This window comes from Aliiroseovarius lamellibrachiae (assembly GCF_018599245.1).
Classification (GTDB): domain Bacteria; phylum Pseudomonadota; class Alphaproteobacteria; order Rhodobacterales; family Rhodobacteraceae; genus Aliiroseovarius; species Aliiroseovarius lamellibrachiae.
In genome coordinates, this window is record NZ_JAHEVJ010000006.1 from 190,733 (window position 1) to 206,651 (window position 15,919).

The 15,919-nt window shown below is 56.3% G+C and carries 13 protein-coding genes; 4 read left to right on the forward strand and 9 right to left on the reverse strand.

Annotated elements, in window-relative coordinates; translation table 11 throughout:
* Window positions 1-8: 8 nt before the first annotated feature.
* The 7 genes from addA to regB all read right to left on the reverse strand — a co-directional run bounded on the left by addA (window position 9) and on the right by regB (window position 11,685).
* Complete coding sequence (addA, locus tag KKW20_RS12140; RefSeq protein WP_214568156.1) at window positions 9-3,413, reverse strand: double-strand break repair helicase AddA; 3,405 nt, start codon at window positions 3,411-3,413, stop codon at window positions 9-11.
* On the reverse strand, window positions 3,389-6,403 hold the full coding sequence (gene addB, locus KKW20_RS12145; RefSeq protein ID WP_343207591.1) for a double-strand break repair protein AddB: 3,015 nt from the start codon (window positions 6,401-6,403) through the stop codon (window positions 3,389-3,391). Before addB ends, addA begins: the two co-directional genes overlap by 25 nt.
* Window positions 6,330-7,010, reverse strand: coding sequence for a nucleotidyltransferase family protein (locus tag KKW20_RS12150; protein WP_214568158.1), 681 nt, complete (start codon window positions 7,008-7,010; stop codon window positions 6,330-6,332). The genes addB and KKW20_RS12150 overlap by 74 nt, the downstream gene beginning before the upstream one ends.
* Window positions 6,995-7,999: an aminoglycoside phosphotransferase family protein gene (locus tag KKW20_RS12155; protein WP_246534584.1), complete on the reverse strand. Its 1,005-nt coding sequence runs from the start codon at window positions 7,997-7,999 to the stop codon at window positions 6,995-6,997. Before KKW20_RS12155 ends, KKW20_RS12150 begins: the two co-directional genes overlap by 16 nt.
* Window positions 7,996-8,481 (reverse strand): tRNA (adenosine(37)-N6)-threonylcarbamoyltransferase complex ATPase subunit type 1 TsaE, encoded by a 486-nt coding sequence (tsaE, locus tag KKW20_RS12160; protein WP_214568159.1) that lies wholly within the window; start codon window positions 8,479-8,481, stop codon window positions 7,996-7,998. Before tsaE ends, KKW20_RS12155 begins: the two co-directional genes overlap by 4 nt.
* Window positions 8,482-8,569: 88 nt before the next feature.
* A complete protein-coding gene (locus KKW20_RS12165; RefSeq protein ID WP_214568160.1) occupies window positions 8,570-10,180 on the reverse strand; it encodes a PAS-domain containing protein in 1,611 nt (536 codons plus the stop codon).
* 98 nt (window positions 10,181-10,278) lie between these two features.
* Entirely contained in the window at window positions 10,279-11,685 is a 1,407-nt protein-coding gene (gene regB, locus KKW20_RS12170) for a sensor histidine kinase RegB (protein WP_214568161.1), read from the reverse strand.
* 132 nt (window positions 11,686-11,817) lie between these two features.
* Here regB and KKW20_RS12175 point away from each other — a divergent pair, with 132 nt between their 5' ends.
* From KKW20_RS12175 to KKW20_RS12190, 4 genes are all read left to right on the forward strand, one after another.
* Window positions 11,818-12,435: an SCO family protein gene (locus KKW20_RS12175; protein WP_214568162.1), complete on the forward strand. Its 618-nt coding sequence runs from the start codon at window positions 11,818-11,820 to the stop codon at window positions 12,433-12,435.
* A 124-nt stretch (window positions 12,436-12,559) separates the two neighbouring features.
* The gene (locus KKW20_RS12180; RefSeq protein WP_214568163.1) at window positions 12,560-13,114 is read left to right on the forward strand and encodes an ActR/PrrA/RegA family redox response regulator transcription factor; all 555 of its coding nucleotides are present in this window, start codon (window positions 12,560-12,562) and stop codon (window positions 13,112-13,114) included.
* 5 nt (window positions 13,115-13,119) lie between these two features.
* Complete coding sequence (locus KKW20_RS12185; RefSeq protein WP_214568164.1) at window positions 13,120-13,467, forward strand: hypothetical protein; 348 nt, start codon at window positions 13,120-13,122, stop codon at window positions 13,465-13,467.
* A 262-nt stretch (window positions 13,468-13,729) separates the two neighbouring features.
* Window positions 13,730-14,599, forward strand: a complete 870-nt coding sequence (locus KKW20_RS12190; RefSeq protein ID WP_214568165.1) for a LysR family transcriptional regulator — start codon at window positions 13,730-13,732, stop codon at window positions 14,597-14,599.
* Here the strand turns inward: KKW20_RS12190 and KKW20_RS12195 are convergent.
* Together KKW20_RS12195 and KKW20_RS12200 are read right to left on the reverse strand one after the other, a co-directional pair.
* A complete protein-coding gene (locus tag KKW20_RS12195) occupies window positions 14,596-15,066 on the reverse strand; it encodes a GNAT family N-acetyltransferase (protein WP_214568166.1) in 471 nt (156 codons plus the stop codon). The genes KKW20_RS12190 and KKW20_RS12195 overlap by 4 nt on opposite strands.
* On the reverse strand, window positions 15,063-15,656 hold the full coding sequence (locus KKW20_RS12200) for an HD domain-containing protein (protein WP_214568248.1): 594 nt from the start codon (window positions 15,654-15,656) through the stop codon (window positions 15,063-15,065). The genes KKW20_RS12195 and KKW20_RS12200 overlap by 4 nt, the downstream gene beginning before the upstream one ends.
* Window positions 15,657-15,919 lie beyond the last annotated feature (263 nt).

Sequence of the window (15,919 nt, forward strand, 5' to 3'; positions counted from 1 at the left end):
GCCTGAACCTATGAACCCACCTCGCCCACGTCAAGGCGATCATAAGCGCTATCTAACAACGCGTCCTCCAGCGGCATCAGTTTTGCGTGATAGGTCCACAGTATCGCCGTATAAATCAGGCGATTTGGGTAAATCTGCTTTAGCGCAGCACGATAAGCGGCCATTTGGCGCAGCACCCCGTCCGGCGTGTCTTTGGCCTGATCTGGCACCACCCGGTTGGATTTGAAATCTACGACCGTGACCGCATCTGGCGTCACGATGAGGCGGTCAATAATGCCCGACATGACCCGGTTGTAACCAGGCAGGTTCGCCGTGATCTCCAGCTCGGCAAAGGTGTCAGGGGTAAAGATATATGCCAAGTCCGGGTTGGTCAGAACGCGTCGTGCTTCGGCGAGCAACTCGGTGATTTCGGCAGCTTTTGCAACATTGTCTCCTGCGGACAAAAGTGTATGTGCATGGCGATCCCAATCGGCCTGATCATAGGTCGGCAAATGCTCAAGTAAGAGGTGAAGCTGACGCCCACGACGCTTTGCGGCCTCTTCATCCTGCGCCTCGGAGTGTTCGCCATACAGGGCCTTCGCACCGCCAAGATCCGAGGGCGAAAGCGTGCCCAGCTCGGCGCTTTCCGCATCAGCGTTGGTTTGCGCCCAACGCGGCAAAACAGTCTCTATTTCCGCGGAGGTTGCCGCGACTTCGGCCTGTGTCGAACCCTTACCCCACTCCCCCACTTCATACCGCATGAACCTGTCATGTTCTGGCCCAACCGAGACACCGCCCGCGCGCTGCATCGCCTCGTGCGCCACATTATACCATTCCGTGCCTGATTTCCCCACGGTGCCGGCCGCGCCCATGATCAACCATTGTTCCGCCCGGGTCATGGCGACATACAGCAGCCGTGTCATTTCTTCATCTTGGGCCTGCTTGTCTCGTGCCTGTGCTTCGCTCACGGGTGGGGTGCGATCGGCGCTGGGGGGCTTCCAAATGGCATGCCCACCGTCCAGTTCAAGAATTTCATCGCGGTTCATACTGCGGTGTTGGGCCATATCCGGCATGATCACAATCGGCGCCTCCAGCCCTTTAGATCCGTGCACCGTCATGACGCGAATTTGTTGGCCGACCATATCCATCTGACGTTTGATCGTGACCTCTTCGGCGGCCAGCCAGGTGACAAATCCGGTCAGGCTGGGCGTTTCAAGCCGTTCATAACCCAATGCTTGGGCCAGCAGGGCGTCAATCCCATCTTCAGCCTCTGGCCCCAAGCGCGCCAACAGCTTTCGCCGCCCATCAAACCTGGTCAGCACCCGCTCGATCAACTCATAAGGTCGTAAAAAATCCGCCTCATCCCTTAGGGCGGTGAGCATGTCGACGATTTCAGGGTAAATCTCGGCCTGATCGCGCAAAGCTCGCCAAAGATAGGTGTTTTTGCCACGAGGATGCGCAAGGCGAAACAGGTCATCCTCGCTGAATCCAATCAAAGGCGAACGCAGCACTGCGGCCAGTGACAAATCATCCTCTGGTGTCGCCAAAAAGGAAAGAATCGCGGTTAGATCCTTCACCGCAAGTTCGCCTCCAATCCGCAACCGATCGGCCCCGGCAATGGGCAGCCCCTCTTGCTTGCAGGCGCGGATGATTTCATGAAAAAGCTCACTCCGCTTGCGCAATAGCACAAGGAAATCGCCGGCATTGGCCGCGCGCGATTTACCGTTTTCCGCAGGAAGAGGCTCTGTTTCGATGATCCTTCGAATTTCGCGTGCAACTTTACGCGCCATTTGCACACGGTGATCTTCGGCGCTCAGCTTGTCGACTGGATCAAACCAGTCGCGGTCTTCTTCGAATTTCACCGGCTCAATTATCGGCCATAAATCCACCCGCCCTGGCTTGTCAAAAAACGCTCGGTGCTGAAAGCTGTCACCAAGCCCGCCAAAGTCCGCCAAAGCATAGTCTACAAAACCCAAAATGGCTGGGGAGGAACGGAATGAGTATTCCATCGGAAGGTTTTGAAACGGCTTGCCGACCTGCGCCAATTTTTCGCGAAATGTCTCGCGCATCCGTTCAAACTCATCGGGTTTGGCGCCTTGAAACGAGTAAATGGATTGCTTCGGATCCCCGACAACGAAAACTGTGCGATTTACATCGTCACGCGCGCCAAGCCCGCTGGTGAATTCACGCGAAAGATTGTCGATCACCCGCCATTGCGCGGGGCTGGTGTCTTGCGCCTCGTCCACCAAAATGTGGTCAATGCCACCATCAAGGCGATACAGGACCCAGGCGGCCACGGCGGGATCCGTCAAAAGATCGCCTGCTTTGGTGATGAGGTCATCAAAATCGAGCCAGCCGCGCAACCGCTTTGCGGCTTCATATTGTGTCACAAAGCTTTGCCCAAAGGCATAAAGTGCTGCGGTGCGGCGGGCCGATGCCAGACCTGCGCGAAGGCCCCGTGCATCGGCAATGCGTTCGTAAAGTGCATTAAGTTGCGGCATCAGATCGGCCAGCACCTCTTTGCGCAAGGCTGCACTTTGCGGAAAGCTGTTCACCTTCGCGCCATAGGGCGTTTTGGTTTTTTCGCCAGCCAGAAAAACCGTTTCGCAAATGCGCAGATCGTCCATGCCCAAACGATCAGGATTCACCCTTTTCAGCCGGGATAGAGCCGATATGTCATTCTTTGAGCCATTTGCCAAAACCTCCGTCAGTCGGCGGATGAGTGTCGGATCGCCCGGCCCAAAGGCGCGTGCGAGAATCTGATCTTCGGTCAGGGTAACGGGGATTTCAAACCAACTGCGAATGGCAGTTTCGTCTATCGGGGATAAAAACTGGGTGCGGTTGCTGGCAATATCTCGGGTTAGACCGTCAAAGTCCTCGGCGGTGTAAAATTGCGCCAGTCGCGCCACCAATTCCGGCTCATCCATTGCTAACCGATCAACGATCTCGGCCCGCAACAATTTGGCCGCGCGGTCGTCCATTTCGCTAAATTGCGGAGAAATGCCCGCCTCCATAGGAAATTTCCGCAGCAAGCTCGCGCAATAGGCATGGATTGTCTGAATTTTTAGACCGCCCGGTGTTTCAATGGCGCGAGCAAAGAGGCGGCGGGCCTGAGGTAGGTCCAAATGGGCAACCGGAATTCCAAGTTTGAGCAACGCCTCCTTCAAGGTCGGGTCGTCTTTCATCGCCCATTCGCCCAAACGCTGAAACAGCCGGTTTTGCATCTCGCTGGCGGCGGCTTTCGTGTAGGTCAGACAGAGGATATTTTGCGGGCTGACGCCGTTTAGCAACAGCCGCGCGACCCGGTCCGTCAGCACACGGGTTTTGCCCGATCCAGCGTTGGCGGACAACCAGGTGGAGCTTGCTGGATCGGCGGCATCAATTTGCCGTTGGGTGGCTTGGTCAAAAATCACGTCCCGACCTCCTGCATACATCCATCGTTGCTTTCGTCCCACTCCCCGAACCGTGCGAGGTGATCGTAATCCCCCTCAAAGCGTTCTTGTTGCATTGCGCGTCGGGACAAATATCCTTGGTTTTCGCTGGAATAGGCACTGATAAGCTGTTCCAGTTCCGATTTGATATCGCCGATTTCGGCGGAGCTTAGAACGATCTCACTCGTCACAGGCGCGGATCCCAAACCGATATAGGACACATGGCTCACGGGGCCGGCGGGAAGGTTCCTGAACCCACCGGCCACGGCCATCACGGCCTCAAGCAACAATTGCTTGTCAAAGTATTTTTGTGCCTTTTCCGTTGGGGGGCTTCCTGTTTTGTAATCGTAAATACGTAGGTTTCCGTCGTGGTCCCGGTCAATTCTGTCTGCTGTTCCGGTGAGCGTAAAACCAAGGTCATCGAGCACCAGCTGACCTCTGATTTCATTGGCAATATTGTCAGAAAAGGTTCGGCGTTTTTCCTCTTCCGCAATGAACCAATCCGCCACACGCGCTAGTTTTGCGTGCCAAAGAGCGCGTGTGGCGGGCCACGGTGCCTCTTTTGCCAAAACATCGCCGGCCACTGCCAATAACCGGACTTTTGCGTCCTCGGGCCCTTCATCATCGGGGCGTTCTGTGATGAAACGCTCGAGTACATTGTGTAAGACGGTGCCGCGCAACGGTGCATCGGGGTTCTGATGCAAGGGGCGTAGCGGACGCAATTTCAACACCTGTTCGGCGTAAATTGCATAAGGGTCGCGGATCAATTTGGAGATGCGCGTGACCGAAAGCTGGTTGGGTCGCGCCGTCAAAGGAGGGCACGGTGCGGGCCGTTTTTCAGGCGGAGTAGAGACTGAAGGGGTTTCAATCTGTTTTGCCAAATTGACCCACACCGCCCCGCGCGCGCGCATCGCTTTCAATGCCAGAGCGCCGTCTTGCGACATCCCGCCCAAAAGATTGGTCAGGCGGTTGATCCATCGCGAGGCGATCGTTTCGCTTTCGTCATTCCGAGCTGCGCGGGTGATAAACACCTGCTTGGCCGCGACGGCCTGCTGAAAATCATGCGCAGACAGCCCGATGCGGCGTTCGGGCAGCAATAGGCCAACATCTTGGCGCATTTTTCGGTTCATCCACGGATCTGGTGCCGGCACTTCTGGCCAACTGCCTTCGTTCAGCCCCGCCAAAATCACGGTTTCTGTGCCTTGCACGCGGGCCTCAAGCGTGCCCCAGAACATGACGCCACGATGTGGGGTGTTTGGGTCGCGGACTTCCCCTTTGTTTAGCAGCGCGGAAAAGAGGCTGGCATAGTCTTGTGCCGTCATCTCTCCGCCAAACGCTGCTTCGTTTTGCAGTTGGGTGATGTGTTTGAGCGCCTCACGGCCAGCGGCTTTGTCCCAAAGCCCCCCGGAACCATGCCCAAGCGGCCCCGCCGCAATGGATTCTGTCAGCAGTATATGTCGCTCTACCCATTGCTCCAAGGGGTCCGAATTTGGTGTTTCCGGCGGAAAGAGGCAAGTGTTGATCCAGGAGATCCACGTCTGAAACGCCGGATCCAGCTCGCGCTTGTTTGCCCATTCAGTCAGGGCCTCTGGTGTCGGGTAAGGCAGTCCACGACGAAGTACTTCTAGTTCCAGATCGCGCGTCCAACGGAGATGGTCACCGCGCCCTTCGCAGCTATGGGTTAACGGGTGTTTTAAAATTGCCAGCAGGGCATCGCTGGTCAATTCTCGTACAAACAAGTCACTAACATGGCGCAAAAGACGCCCTGGGGCGGAAAGAGCAAGGGGACGTCCGGCGCTGTCATCGGGTTCAATACCCCAACGATCCAGCGCCGCGGTTACCTGACGGGTCAAGTTCCGGTCCGGTGTGATCAAGGCAATCGGCGTTTTCCGCTCGACCGCGTCGCGCAGGATCATCGCGATGGCCAAGGCTTCTTGCCGAGGGGACTGTGCTTCGATCAGGGTCAGGTCTTGGGTCGCGTCTTGCACCCCTTGAAAAACCGGCCCTTCAATTTGCCACTGATCCGTCACTGGCGCAGGGCGCATCGCCAACGAGATCAACCGGTTTCTGGCGGGGTTTGGTGCGGCGGTTGTCGCCCATGGGCGAATGTCTTGTGGCGACATATCAAGCGCGCGCGACAAGGCCGCAAACCGGTATTGCGGATGATCCTCACCTTGCAGTGCATCCTCTAACTGGGACCATGCTGCGTGGGGCATATCACTGTCAAAACCAGGCAAAATCACAGCGCCCTGGGGCAATTTCGCAACGGCCTGCATCAGCAATCCGGTGGCCCCGCGTGACCCGGTTGACCCAGCGATGATCACGGGATGGGCCGGTGGTTGCGTTGCCCAGCGGGCCACCAGCCGTTCGATCACTTGCCTCTGCCGACTTTCGGTGTCGGGATGGGTTTTGGCTGTTTCACCCAAAAAACTCTCGACCAGGGATACAAATTGCAATGCGCGTTGCCAGTGGCCCGACTGATCCTCGACGTTCAGCGTGCGAATGGCGCCCGGCGTCACCCCCTCGCCCTGCATCTCATCCATCAACGCTGCAAGGCTGTCGGCCAAGTCAAAAACCGAAGTCTTAGGTGCAAGATCTGGTTCGCTTTCGATCAAACGCGCGACCAGTTGGGCCAATTCCAACCGCCGTCGTAATGGGGGAACGGCAGGGGGCAGGTCGGACATTGCCAAGTCGTGACCAAGATCCCCTAAGACCCGAATGCGCGGCAAGAGTCGCGCATTTCCGTCAAGAAACAAGTGGCGCACGCGGCGTTGCATGCGTTGTGTGTTCACATATATTTCCACCTGCGCCATGGCATCAGGCGTCAAGTGGGACATGCGTTCCAGCAGCCCGCTGACCACTGATTTTGGAAAATCTACGCCGGGGGGAAGTGCAAAGAGGCGAGGGGAGGAGCTTGGTTCAAACATCTGTTTCAAATAAGTTTTCTGCAAGTTTAATTCCATCTGGGTGGCCAACGTCACACCAATGCCCATCGTGTAAAATACCAAACATGCGGCGCTGAGCGAGTATTTGCTGCCAAATGTCCCACATCGAAAAACAAGTTTTGTTGTGATGCGCAAATAGGTCGGTTTTGATAATCTGACACCCCGTATACACCAGCCCCTCGCCGGGCGTAAGGCGGCCAGCTTCGTCTAAGGTAAAATCGCCGTTTCTGGTGTATCCGATTGCATTTTCGCGTGGAACCAAGGCCATCAGAGCATCCATTCTTTCGGGGTCCCAGGCTGCTTTCAGTCGCGTTATCGGGTTGCTGCCCGTCCAAACCGCGTCAGAGTTTAGTGTGATGACGGCCCCACCGCCCAACATTGGCAAGGCCTTTTTAAACCCGCCGCCGGTCTCTAAAATCTCGTCACGTTCATCTGATATTGCAATGCCATGTGGGGCGAGGTGCGTGATCAATTGGTCTGGCAAATAATGCACATTTGCCACAATTTTTCCGATCCCCGCATCGGTGGCCAAAGCAATCGCATGGTCGATCAATGGGCGCCCGGCCACTGGGATCAATGGTTTGGGGCGGTCCGAAGTTAAAGCACCCATCCTTGTTCCAAAACCGGCTGCAAATATCATTATGGCGTTGGGCATGGGGTCCTCAGGCAGGTTAGCAGGTGATCATCTGGTGGCGGCAGTAGTTCATTTAGGGTGCGCTTAAGGGGGGCAAGGTCCGGGTGCGTCAAATCCTCTTGCAACATGCGCCAAACGCGGGGGATGAAGGTGATGTAACCCGGTTTTCCCATCTGTTTCGACAAGCGAGCGAAGACGCCCAAAATGCGTAGGTTGCGCTGTGTTGCAACGACTGCGGCGGCATGGGTTACATCAGCCAGATCCTGCTGGGTGTGCGACGCGTATCGGGACAACAAGACCTGGGATATCTGATCAGAGACATCACGTCGCGCGTCGCGCGTCAGGGAGATCAGGTCATAGATCGGGTGGGTTAAAACGGCATCCTGAAAGTCGAGCAACCCAACCCGAGCGGGTCCTGTGCGGTCGGGCAGCCAGATGAGATTTTCTGCGTGATAGTCGCGCAAGGAAAGAACCGGCGGTCGCGCCACGGCCTCAAGGGCGGTCTTGAGGCACTCCATCGCGGACAGCGCGCCGTCACCAAGAGACTGGCCTGTGTCTTGGCGATACCATTGAAAGGCAACATCCGTTGCGCTGGCCATAGTGCAAGGATCAAAGGTGGGAATCCCAGTTGGGGCGGGGGCACCATGCAAAGGCGTGAACACGTCAATTGCTGCGGAATAGAGCCTGATTTCAACGGAGGGATCTCTGCCAACTTCGCGCGCGAAGACGGCGTCGCCGAGGTCTTCCATCAAGATCAGGCCATTGGGAATGTCGCTTGCGAAAATCTCGGGCGCTGATAATCCCAACCCACGTAAATGTGCTGCGATAGAGACAAAGGCCAAGATTGCCGCCTGATTTCCAGTTGCGTCATCCATCAAGATAAAGCGCGTCGGTGGTTGCGTGATCCGCTCGTAGCGGCGAGCAGAGGCGTCCCCGGCCAGAGGGGTGCGGCTGGCTTTAGCCAAGCCATTTTCCCCCAGAAAGGATGCAATGAGCTCGGCGCGCATCATGATAGCGCCTGCTTGACGCGGGCGGCCCAGTTTGAGTTTGGCGCATCGAACCGCGCCACGCGCTCGCCTTCTGTTTCGGTTGTGGAAAACGCAATATGAAGCGCGGTTTGCGGCGTCAGGCTGCCCAATCGATCAGGCCATTCCACCAGACAAATGGCGTCTTCAAATGCGTCGATTAACCCAAGTTCATCCACCTCATCCGGGTGGGTCAGGCGATAAAGGTCCGCGTGCCAGATTTCGCCTTGGCCATCCTGATAGGTTTGCACCAAAGTGAAGGTTGGTGACGGTACGTCTTCGACCCCTCCTGCCAAAGCCAGACGCGCCTGAATGAGCGCGCGCGCGAAATGGGTTTTGCCGGCGCCAATCCCTCCCTCAAGTAAAATCACATCACCCGGCCCCAAAAGAGGGGCGAGGGCGGCAGCGAACCGGGCGGTTGCTTCGGCGCTGGAAAAAGGATGGTCGGGCAGGTCTGGCACAGTCATGACGCGAATATGAGCGGGCACCGCGTCCTTCGCAAGCCTGATCGCTCAATTGATCTGATCTATGGTCAAACAGGCAGATCAGGTTGGGTCACACTTGCGAGATGGCCGTAATTTTCGGCGAGTTTTTGGTGTTGCTGGCTGCTGTGCTGCGTTTTTTTGGCGATGCTGGCAATTCAGACGACGCGGCAAAACTGACCATTGTGGCGCCACGCACCATAGGCTTGATCTGGCAAATGACAGAGCGGCCGTTGAGCAGATGGAATTCCTCGCTCCAGCTGCTGCGATTTTCGATATTGGCGACGCTGGTTTGGATGCGGTCCCAGATATCAGAAGGGCGGCATTTGTGGCGCCATGTCATGCAGGCATCCGAAACGGTGACGTCCATCAGGCTGGTTTCCGGGTCATTGCCCCAAAGTGTGCGGTAAGCTGCATTTGACATGGCAAGCGTTCCACCGGGGGCAAAGACGGCGATGGCTTCGCTCATACAATCCAGTGCGGATTGACCCATTTCAAGCTCTGCTCTGAACCGACGCGTAAGCGAGACTTCGGCGGTGATATCTTCAAACAAAAACGCGACGGCACCTTCAGGATGCGGGCGGCCGGACACGCGATAGGTCTGACCAGACGGCAGTGACCAAGTTTCTTCATAGGTCCCATCGCGCGCGGCGGCTTCGAGTTCCGACATTTGCTGACGCCAGGATTTGTAATCTTTGGGCTCTGGCATCATGCGTTTTTCGCGCAAATGGTCGAGAAAGCTGAACAGCGTTGGTTTGCCCACCAGAAAAGCGACGGGAAGCGACACCAAATCGGTGAGCGCTGGATTAAACAGCGCGAGCTGACGTTTGCGATCAAAAATGGCGAGGCCAATGGGAAGATGCGCAAAGGTTTTTGTCAGCGTGGTGACAAATTCTGACAGGCTGCTTTCCGCTTTGACAAGGCGATCGACGGGAACTGCTGTGATCACATTCTCATCGCCCAACATCACTTCGTGTAATTCGAACCACTGTCGCTGACCGTTTGGACCACCGGGCAAGGCCGCGCGGCGGGGGTGGTCATTTGTGGCGGCTTCGGCCAGTTGTGGTGTGTCGAATAACTTGCGTGGTGGCCAAGAGGTGACGGCCTCGTCAGGCTGGAGGCTATCGGCCAGCTCCAGGTAATGACGATTGGCCCAAGTGATGGTTTGGTTTTCATTTTCACGCCAGATCAAAAACGGCAGCTGTTCGGTGGTGGAGCGCAGGGTGGAAACTTCGTCCTGTAACGCGTGCATTTTGTGGCGATCAACGCCGGTTGTGGCGGTGTTTTCGTCCAGAAACTCGATCCGGGCCAACCCATCATGCCACCGCGCGCGCAGGCGACAAGGGCGATCCTTGGAACTGAGATCCACTTCGCCGAATTCCGCAAGTTCAGCCATACGGTTTTCTAGGTCGGGAAAATAGCCACGCAGCATGTGGGACAATTGTTGCCAGTCGGACGCGCCCGTCGGCTGTTCGCTGGATTGGATCATCTGCCAGCCACGTTCGGTTGCATCGACGAGTTTTTGGTCGTCGAACAAAAAGATCGCTGTGTTGCGTTCAATATCTGCCTCTTGCCCCAAGGGGGTGCGCCGGCGTTTGCCAGCCAATGACAGTGAGAAGAGAGCGGCAAGTGCGATGCAGAACGCAGTCAGCACCAAGGCCGCGGCCATGAGTGTGTTTAGCATTTTTCCTGTCCCAAGATCGGGCGTTTCACCCTGATCAAGCCTAGGGACATGAAGGTTAACGAACGTTTAACCAGACCCATAAAATTAAGGGTTTTTTGCTATTCTATTTGGATATTTTCACCTAATCCCTGCATGTTGTCTTTCCGTTCCAGCGATGGGTCATTCCGATCCCAGCTGACCTGAACAATGGCACCGGACTTTTCACGAGGGTGAGGGCGACCGGTATATGGCTCAGCTCCATTGCTGAAATTCAACACCGCCCCGGTGCGTTCCAGCAAGGTTTTGGCAATGAACAATCCCAGCCCCATGCCCTCATATTCTTTGCGCCGCGTCCGGTGCGTGTCAGGCGCGCGGCGACGGATAAACGGGTCACCGATGCGGTCGATCATATGCGGGGCATACCCGCGCCCATCGTCAATCACCCGAATGGTGATAGAGCGATCGGTCCAGCTGAGGTCGATCCACACGGCGGTCGATGCGAAGTCCACAGCATTCTGGATCAGGTTGCGTAGCCCGTGAATGATCTCGGGTCGCCGTGCCATGACCGGCTGTTCATGGGCGAAATTACCGGGGTCGTTGATAGAGATTGTGATGTCTTTGCCGCGATCCATATGCGGTTCAGCGGCGGCTTCGACCAAGGCCGAAAGCGGCACAAACCGGATATGCATATCGTCTTTTCCAGCCCGGCCCATAGACCGCAGGATGTCGCGGCACCGGTCCGTTTGCTGGCCAATCAAGCGCACGTCTTCGATCAGGTCGGGCTGGCCCTCCAGCTCCTCTGCCAATTCGGATGAGACCAGCTTGATCGTGGCAAGGGGGGTTCCCAATTCATGTGCTGCTGCCGCGACAACACCGCCCAGGTCTGTCAGTTTCTGTTCGCGGGCCAGAGCCATTTGCGCGGCAAGCAGGGCTTCGGACATGGATTTGATTTCCGACGAAATCCGACGCGTATAAAGCCCAATAAAACCGATCGACACGACAACGGCGACCCAGAACCCAAAGACAAAGATCTCGGGCATTCGTAGAGAAAACCCCATTTGGGTCTGTAAAGGCAGGTTGAAGTCAGCCACAAATGTGGTGGCGGCAATCGCGGCCCCGCCGACAATCATGGTGGCCCGTGATGACAGCGCCGTTGCCGCCACCGTCACCGGGGCCACAATCAACACCATGAACGGGTTGTGAAGCCCGCCGGTCAGAAACACCATGAACGCCAATTGGAAAGTATCAAACAGCAACCACCCGGTCGCCTGCCGCTCGTTCAACCGCATATTGCGCGGATAAATCGTCAGCGCCACGAGGTTGGCAATTATCCCAAGGCCAATCGCCACAGCGGTGAAACCAAGGTGGATATCAAGAGAAAAGAACTGAATCGCGATCAGGATTGCCGTTATCTGACCCAACACAGCCGCCCAGCGCAGCACCACCAAAGTGCGCAACCGTACCCATTGCGCTGCGACCGGTGATGGTGACGACGGCGTCAGAATTGGCGCGTTGCGGTCAAACATTTGTGATCCGTCCTTGCTGTGCTTGGCCGCAAAAGGGGTTGCGGCATCCTGAACTCTTGTTAGTCCTGCCAGAACGCGCGATCAATGCCTTGTAGGGCTGATAAGACGACCCCGATATGCTGGAGAACACCGATGATGAGAACCTATGCCGCAAGCGCCGCAGTAGCTGTCACCGCCTTTATTGGGGTCAGTTGGTATATGACCACCGGGGGCGAAGATGCGTTTGCGCAATGTCGCGGTTCGGCGATTGGCACCGGTGCGGCATCAATTGGTGGGCCATTTGAGTTGACTGACGAAAACGGTGTTGCGGTCACCGACAAAGACGTGATCACCAAGCCAACGCTGTTATATTTTGGGTATACTTTCTGTCCTGACGTTTGCCCGCTTGATAATGCACGCAACGCAGAGGCGCTCGATCTGTTGCAAAATGCGGGATATGACGCGCAAATGGCGTTCATTTCGATTGATCCAGAACGCGATACGCCCGAACAGATGCGCGAATTCACCGACTATCTGCACCCGGACATGATCGGCTTGACGGGTACGCCCGCCCAGGTGCGCTCCGCCAGCAAGGCCTATAAGACCTATTACCGCAAGCAAGAGGGGGACGACGAGTATTACCTCGTGGATCATTCGACGTTCACCTATCTGGTCACACCCAAAAACGGTTTTCTTGAGTTCTTTAAGCGCGATGACACCGCGGAAGACATCGCCAAACGCGTGGAATGTTTTATTGACGCTGAGGGGTAATCCTGTGTGAGTTGCGCGACACGCATAGCTGATAACGCTGCGTTGAATTTGACCCGAGGCGCGCAAAGCCCTACGTATATTCAGAATGTTGCAAGCGACCCATAGACAAACCCGAGGGGGTGCCATGGCTGATCAAGACCTGAATGAGATTGGCGAAGATAAATCGCTGCTTTTGGTGGATGATGACGAACCATTCCTGCGTCGCCTTGCGCGCGCGATGGAAAAACGTGGTTTCGAGCCGGAGATGGCTGGTTCCGTGGCCGCAGGAAAAGCCATCGCAACGGCCCGCCCGCCGGCATATGCCGTCGTGGATTTACGGCTGGAGGATGGCAACGGTCTGGATGTGGTCGAAGTGATCCGCGACAAGCGCCCGGACGCGCGCGTGGTGGTGCTGACCGGTTATGGTGCCATCGCGACCGCTGTGGCGGCCGTGAAATTGGGCGCAAATGATTATTTGTCCAAACCCGCCGATGCCAATGATATCACCAGTGCGCTGCTGGCCAAACCGGACGAGCTTCCTCCGCCGCCCGAAAACCCAATGTCCGCGGATCGTGTGCGGTGGGAACATATTCAGCGCGTGTATGAATTGTGCGATCGCAACGTGTCGGAAACCGCGCGTCGCCTGAATATGCACCGCCGGACGTTGCAACGTATTCTGGCCAAGCGCAGCCCGAAGTAATCGGAATGCGTGCGGGTCTCTGTCTTCTTGTGATCTGCTTGTCGGGGTGCTTGGCTGCGCCTGAAACATCTTCAAATGCAGCTGCAAAAATAGGTGTAACCGTGCATCCTGATGCTCAGGGTCTGGCGATTTCGCCTGTGGATCAGCGCATTGATTTTGGCCGCTCCCCAAAAGGCGTGTTGCCCGCGCTTGATCGCGAGCTTGGCGCGCATCGCGCCTTGCCGCTGACGCATTGCCCCACTAGCATCGCTGCACAACACCAATGGGGCAAGCTTGTGCTGACCTTTACGGGTGAGCGGTTTGTGGGGTGGCGCAAGGACGGTCAGAGACAGGGAATGACCTGCACGTCCTAAGGCTTCCCCAGCCCTGCGGGCGTTTGAACTTTGGGCGGGCCCAATCAACCTGAGTTTCCAAGCGATCAGCCATATCAGACATGTGTTTTGCGGTCCTGCGCGGTGTGGAAACACGCGTGGCGACGGCAAAACTGTTTGCAAGTATGTTTAACATGGGTGTGCCCTCCTTTTGGTTCACTTGGTCATTTAAGCTTGTTCTGGCCGCTAAATCCAATCAGTATGATTTCGCAACTGTTAGGCAGGCTTACATAGGGCAATCAATTTGGACTGGAAAAACATCCCCTCTCTTTCGGCTCTTCGAGCGTTTGAAGCCACAGCGCGCCTTGGGTCGTTTTCCGCGGCTGCACGGGATTTGAACGTAACCCATGCGGCCATCGCCCAACATGTGCGCGGGCTTGAGGCGGAGTTTGGCCAAGATCTGGCCTACCGCGTGGCGGGAGGGATGGAGTTGACCGATGCGGGACAGACCCTTGCGCAAGCGCTGGGCGATGGGTTCGGCAGTATAATGCAGGGTGTGGAGGCGCTGCGCCAAGCCAAAGAAGCGCGTCCCCTTCGGGTAACACTCACACATGCTTTTGCTGAAAACTGGTTGATGCCGCGACTTGGGGCGTTTTGGCTAAAACATCCCGACATCCCCATCACGCTTGTCCCGTCAAAAGGCGCCGTTGATCTCAAGCGGCAGGGGTTTGATCTTGGGTTGCGGTACGGTTCTGGCGCATGGCCCGGTTTGAAAAGCGAGCTTTTGGTGCCTGCGCATTTTATGATTGTTGGGCGGCCAGAACTGCTGAAGGACGTGCAAACTGGGGATCCGAAGGCTTTGTTTTCGCTGCCTTGGTTGGTGAATGCAGACTGGCCAGAACAAGACCTTTGGATGAAAGAGCTGGGTATCTCAAATGAAACTGCAAAGATCACAGAATTTTTGACAACGCCGATGACAAAGGCGGCCGTCCGTGCGGGGCTGGGGGTGTCTGTGCAAATGCGTCCGATGATCGAAGAGGATCTGGAGACAGGTCGATTGATGGCCCTTCGAGAGCTTCAGCAAAGCGATCTTGGCTATCATATCGTGACCGCGCCAGGGGGGCTGTCAGACGGAGCCCGTCTTTTCATTCGTTGGCTGAAATCGACGGTTTAACTTTGGGAAATATCAAACCGTTTTCGAACGAGGTTAGGTTGTGTCTCATACGTTACAAATCCCATGGCTGCGTAATACCCCAACCCTTTGTCATTATCCGCGCCGATAGTGGCCTCAATGGTCTCTAGTCCACCGGATAGAGCCGCTTTTTGACTTTCCGAAAATAGCGCGCGCCCAATGCCACCCCTTCCGGCATCTAAGGCAACATAGGTGCCAATCTCTCCCCAGCCAGCGGGGGTATTATACGGGTTGCCTTCGACTGGTCGGATCAAAGATTGGAAGCCCACAAGGCGTCCTGTTTCGTCTTCAGCGACAGTGCACTGAACGTTGTCTGGGTGGGTGATGTAATGTTTCAACATATGCTCTGCATCGCCACGCCGTGCGCTGTTCCAGCTTTGCAGAATGGGGGTGATCAACGCGCTCATTGCGGCTGCATCATTTGGATTGGCGGGGCGTGTTTTGATCATAGGTTTTCCAGCAATTCTTCGTGCCGTGCGGTGAAGGCTTTGCGCACCTCACGCGGTGGGCGCAGCTGAATATCAAGACCGCGGATGATGTCAGGATCGGGCGCGCCAAACAGCTTATTAGACTCTGCCACTGAGAAACCTGCGATTTGGGTCGCCTCTAACCAAGCCGATATTTTGTCCGCCCGTTTGATCGCCTTTTTAATCGACACGGGTGTCTTTGCAGGCAGACCAAAACGGACGTGGATTGCGGTGGTCAACCGTTCGTCCAGCTCGCCGTACCCTTCGCCAACCGATGCCTTGACCGGGGAAATCATGTCACCGATCACGTATTCGGGCGCGTCATGCAAGAGGGCGGCCAATTGCCATTTCACGGGGGCCTTGGGATAAAGGCGCGAATACAAGGCCTCGACCAACAGCGAATGTTCCGCGACGGAATAGGGGTAATCGCCATGTGTCTGCCCGTTCCAGCGCGCCACAAAAGCAAGGCCGTGGGCAATGTCCTCAATCTCAATATCCATTGGGGTCGGATCCAACAGATCCAACCGACGCCCGGACAGCATTCTTTGCCAAGCTCTTGGTTTTGCGGCCATCAATTGTCTCTCCATGCAGTGGTGTCGCGACGAAGCAATGGGGTGTGCCTGCGCCGGGCGAGTGTCATCGCATATTTTCCACGTTGCGAGAAGAGTTCAAGCGGTCTTCGGTGGGTCGTTCTCGTCGCCGCACAGGAATGGCTTTCGTGGTGGTCAGATCCAAAGATGCCGGGTCCATCACATCTTGGGACCCCAAGGCTGGATATTGACCCCTTACATTGCGTGTTAACGGTGAGGATGGTAAGGCCCCCGGGAAACATGTT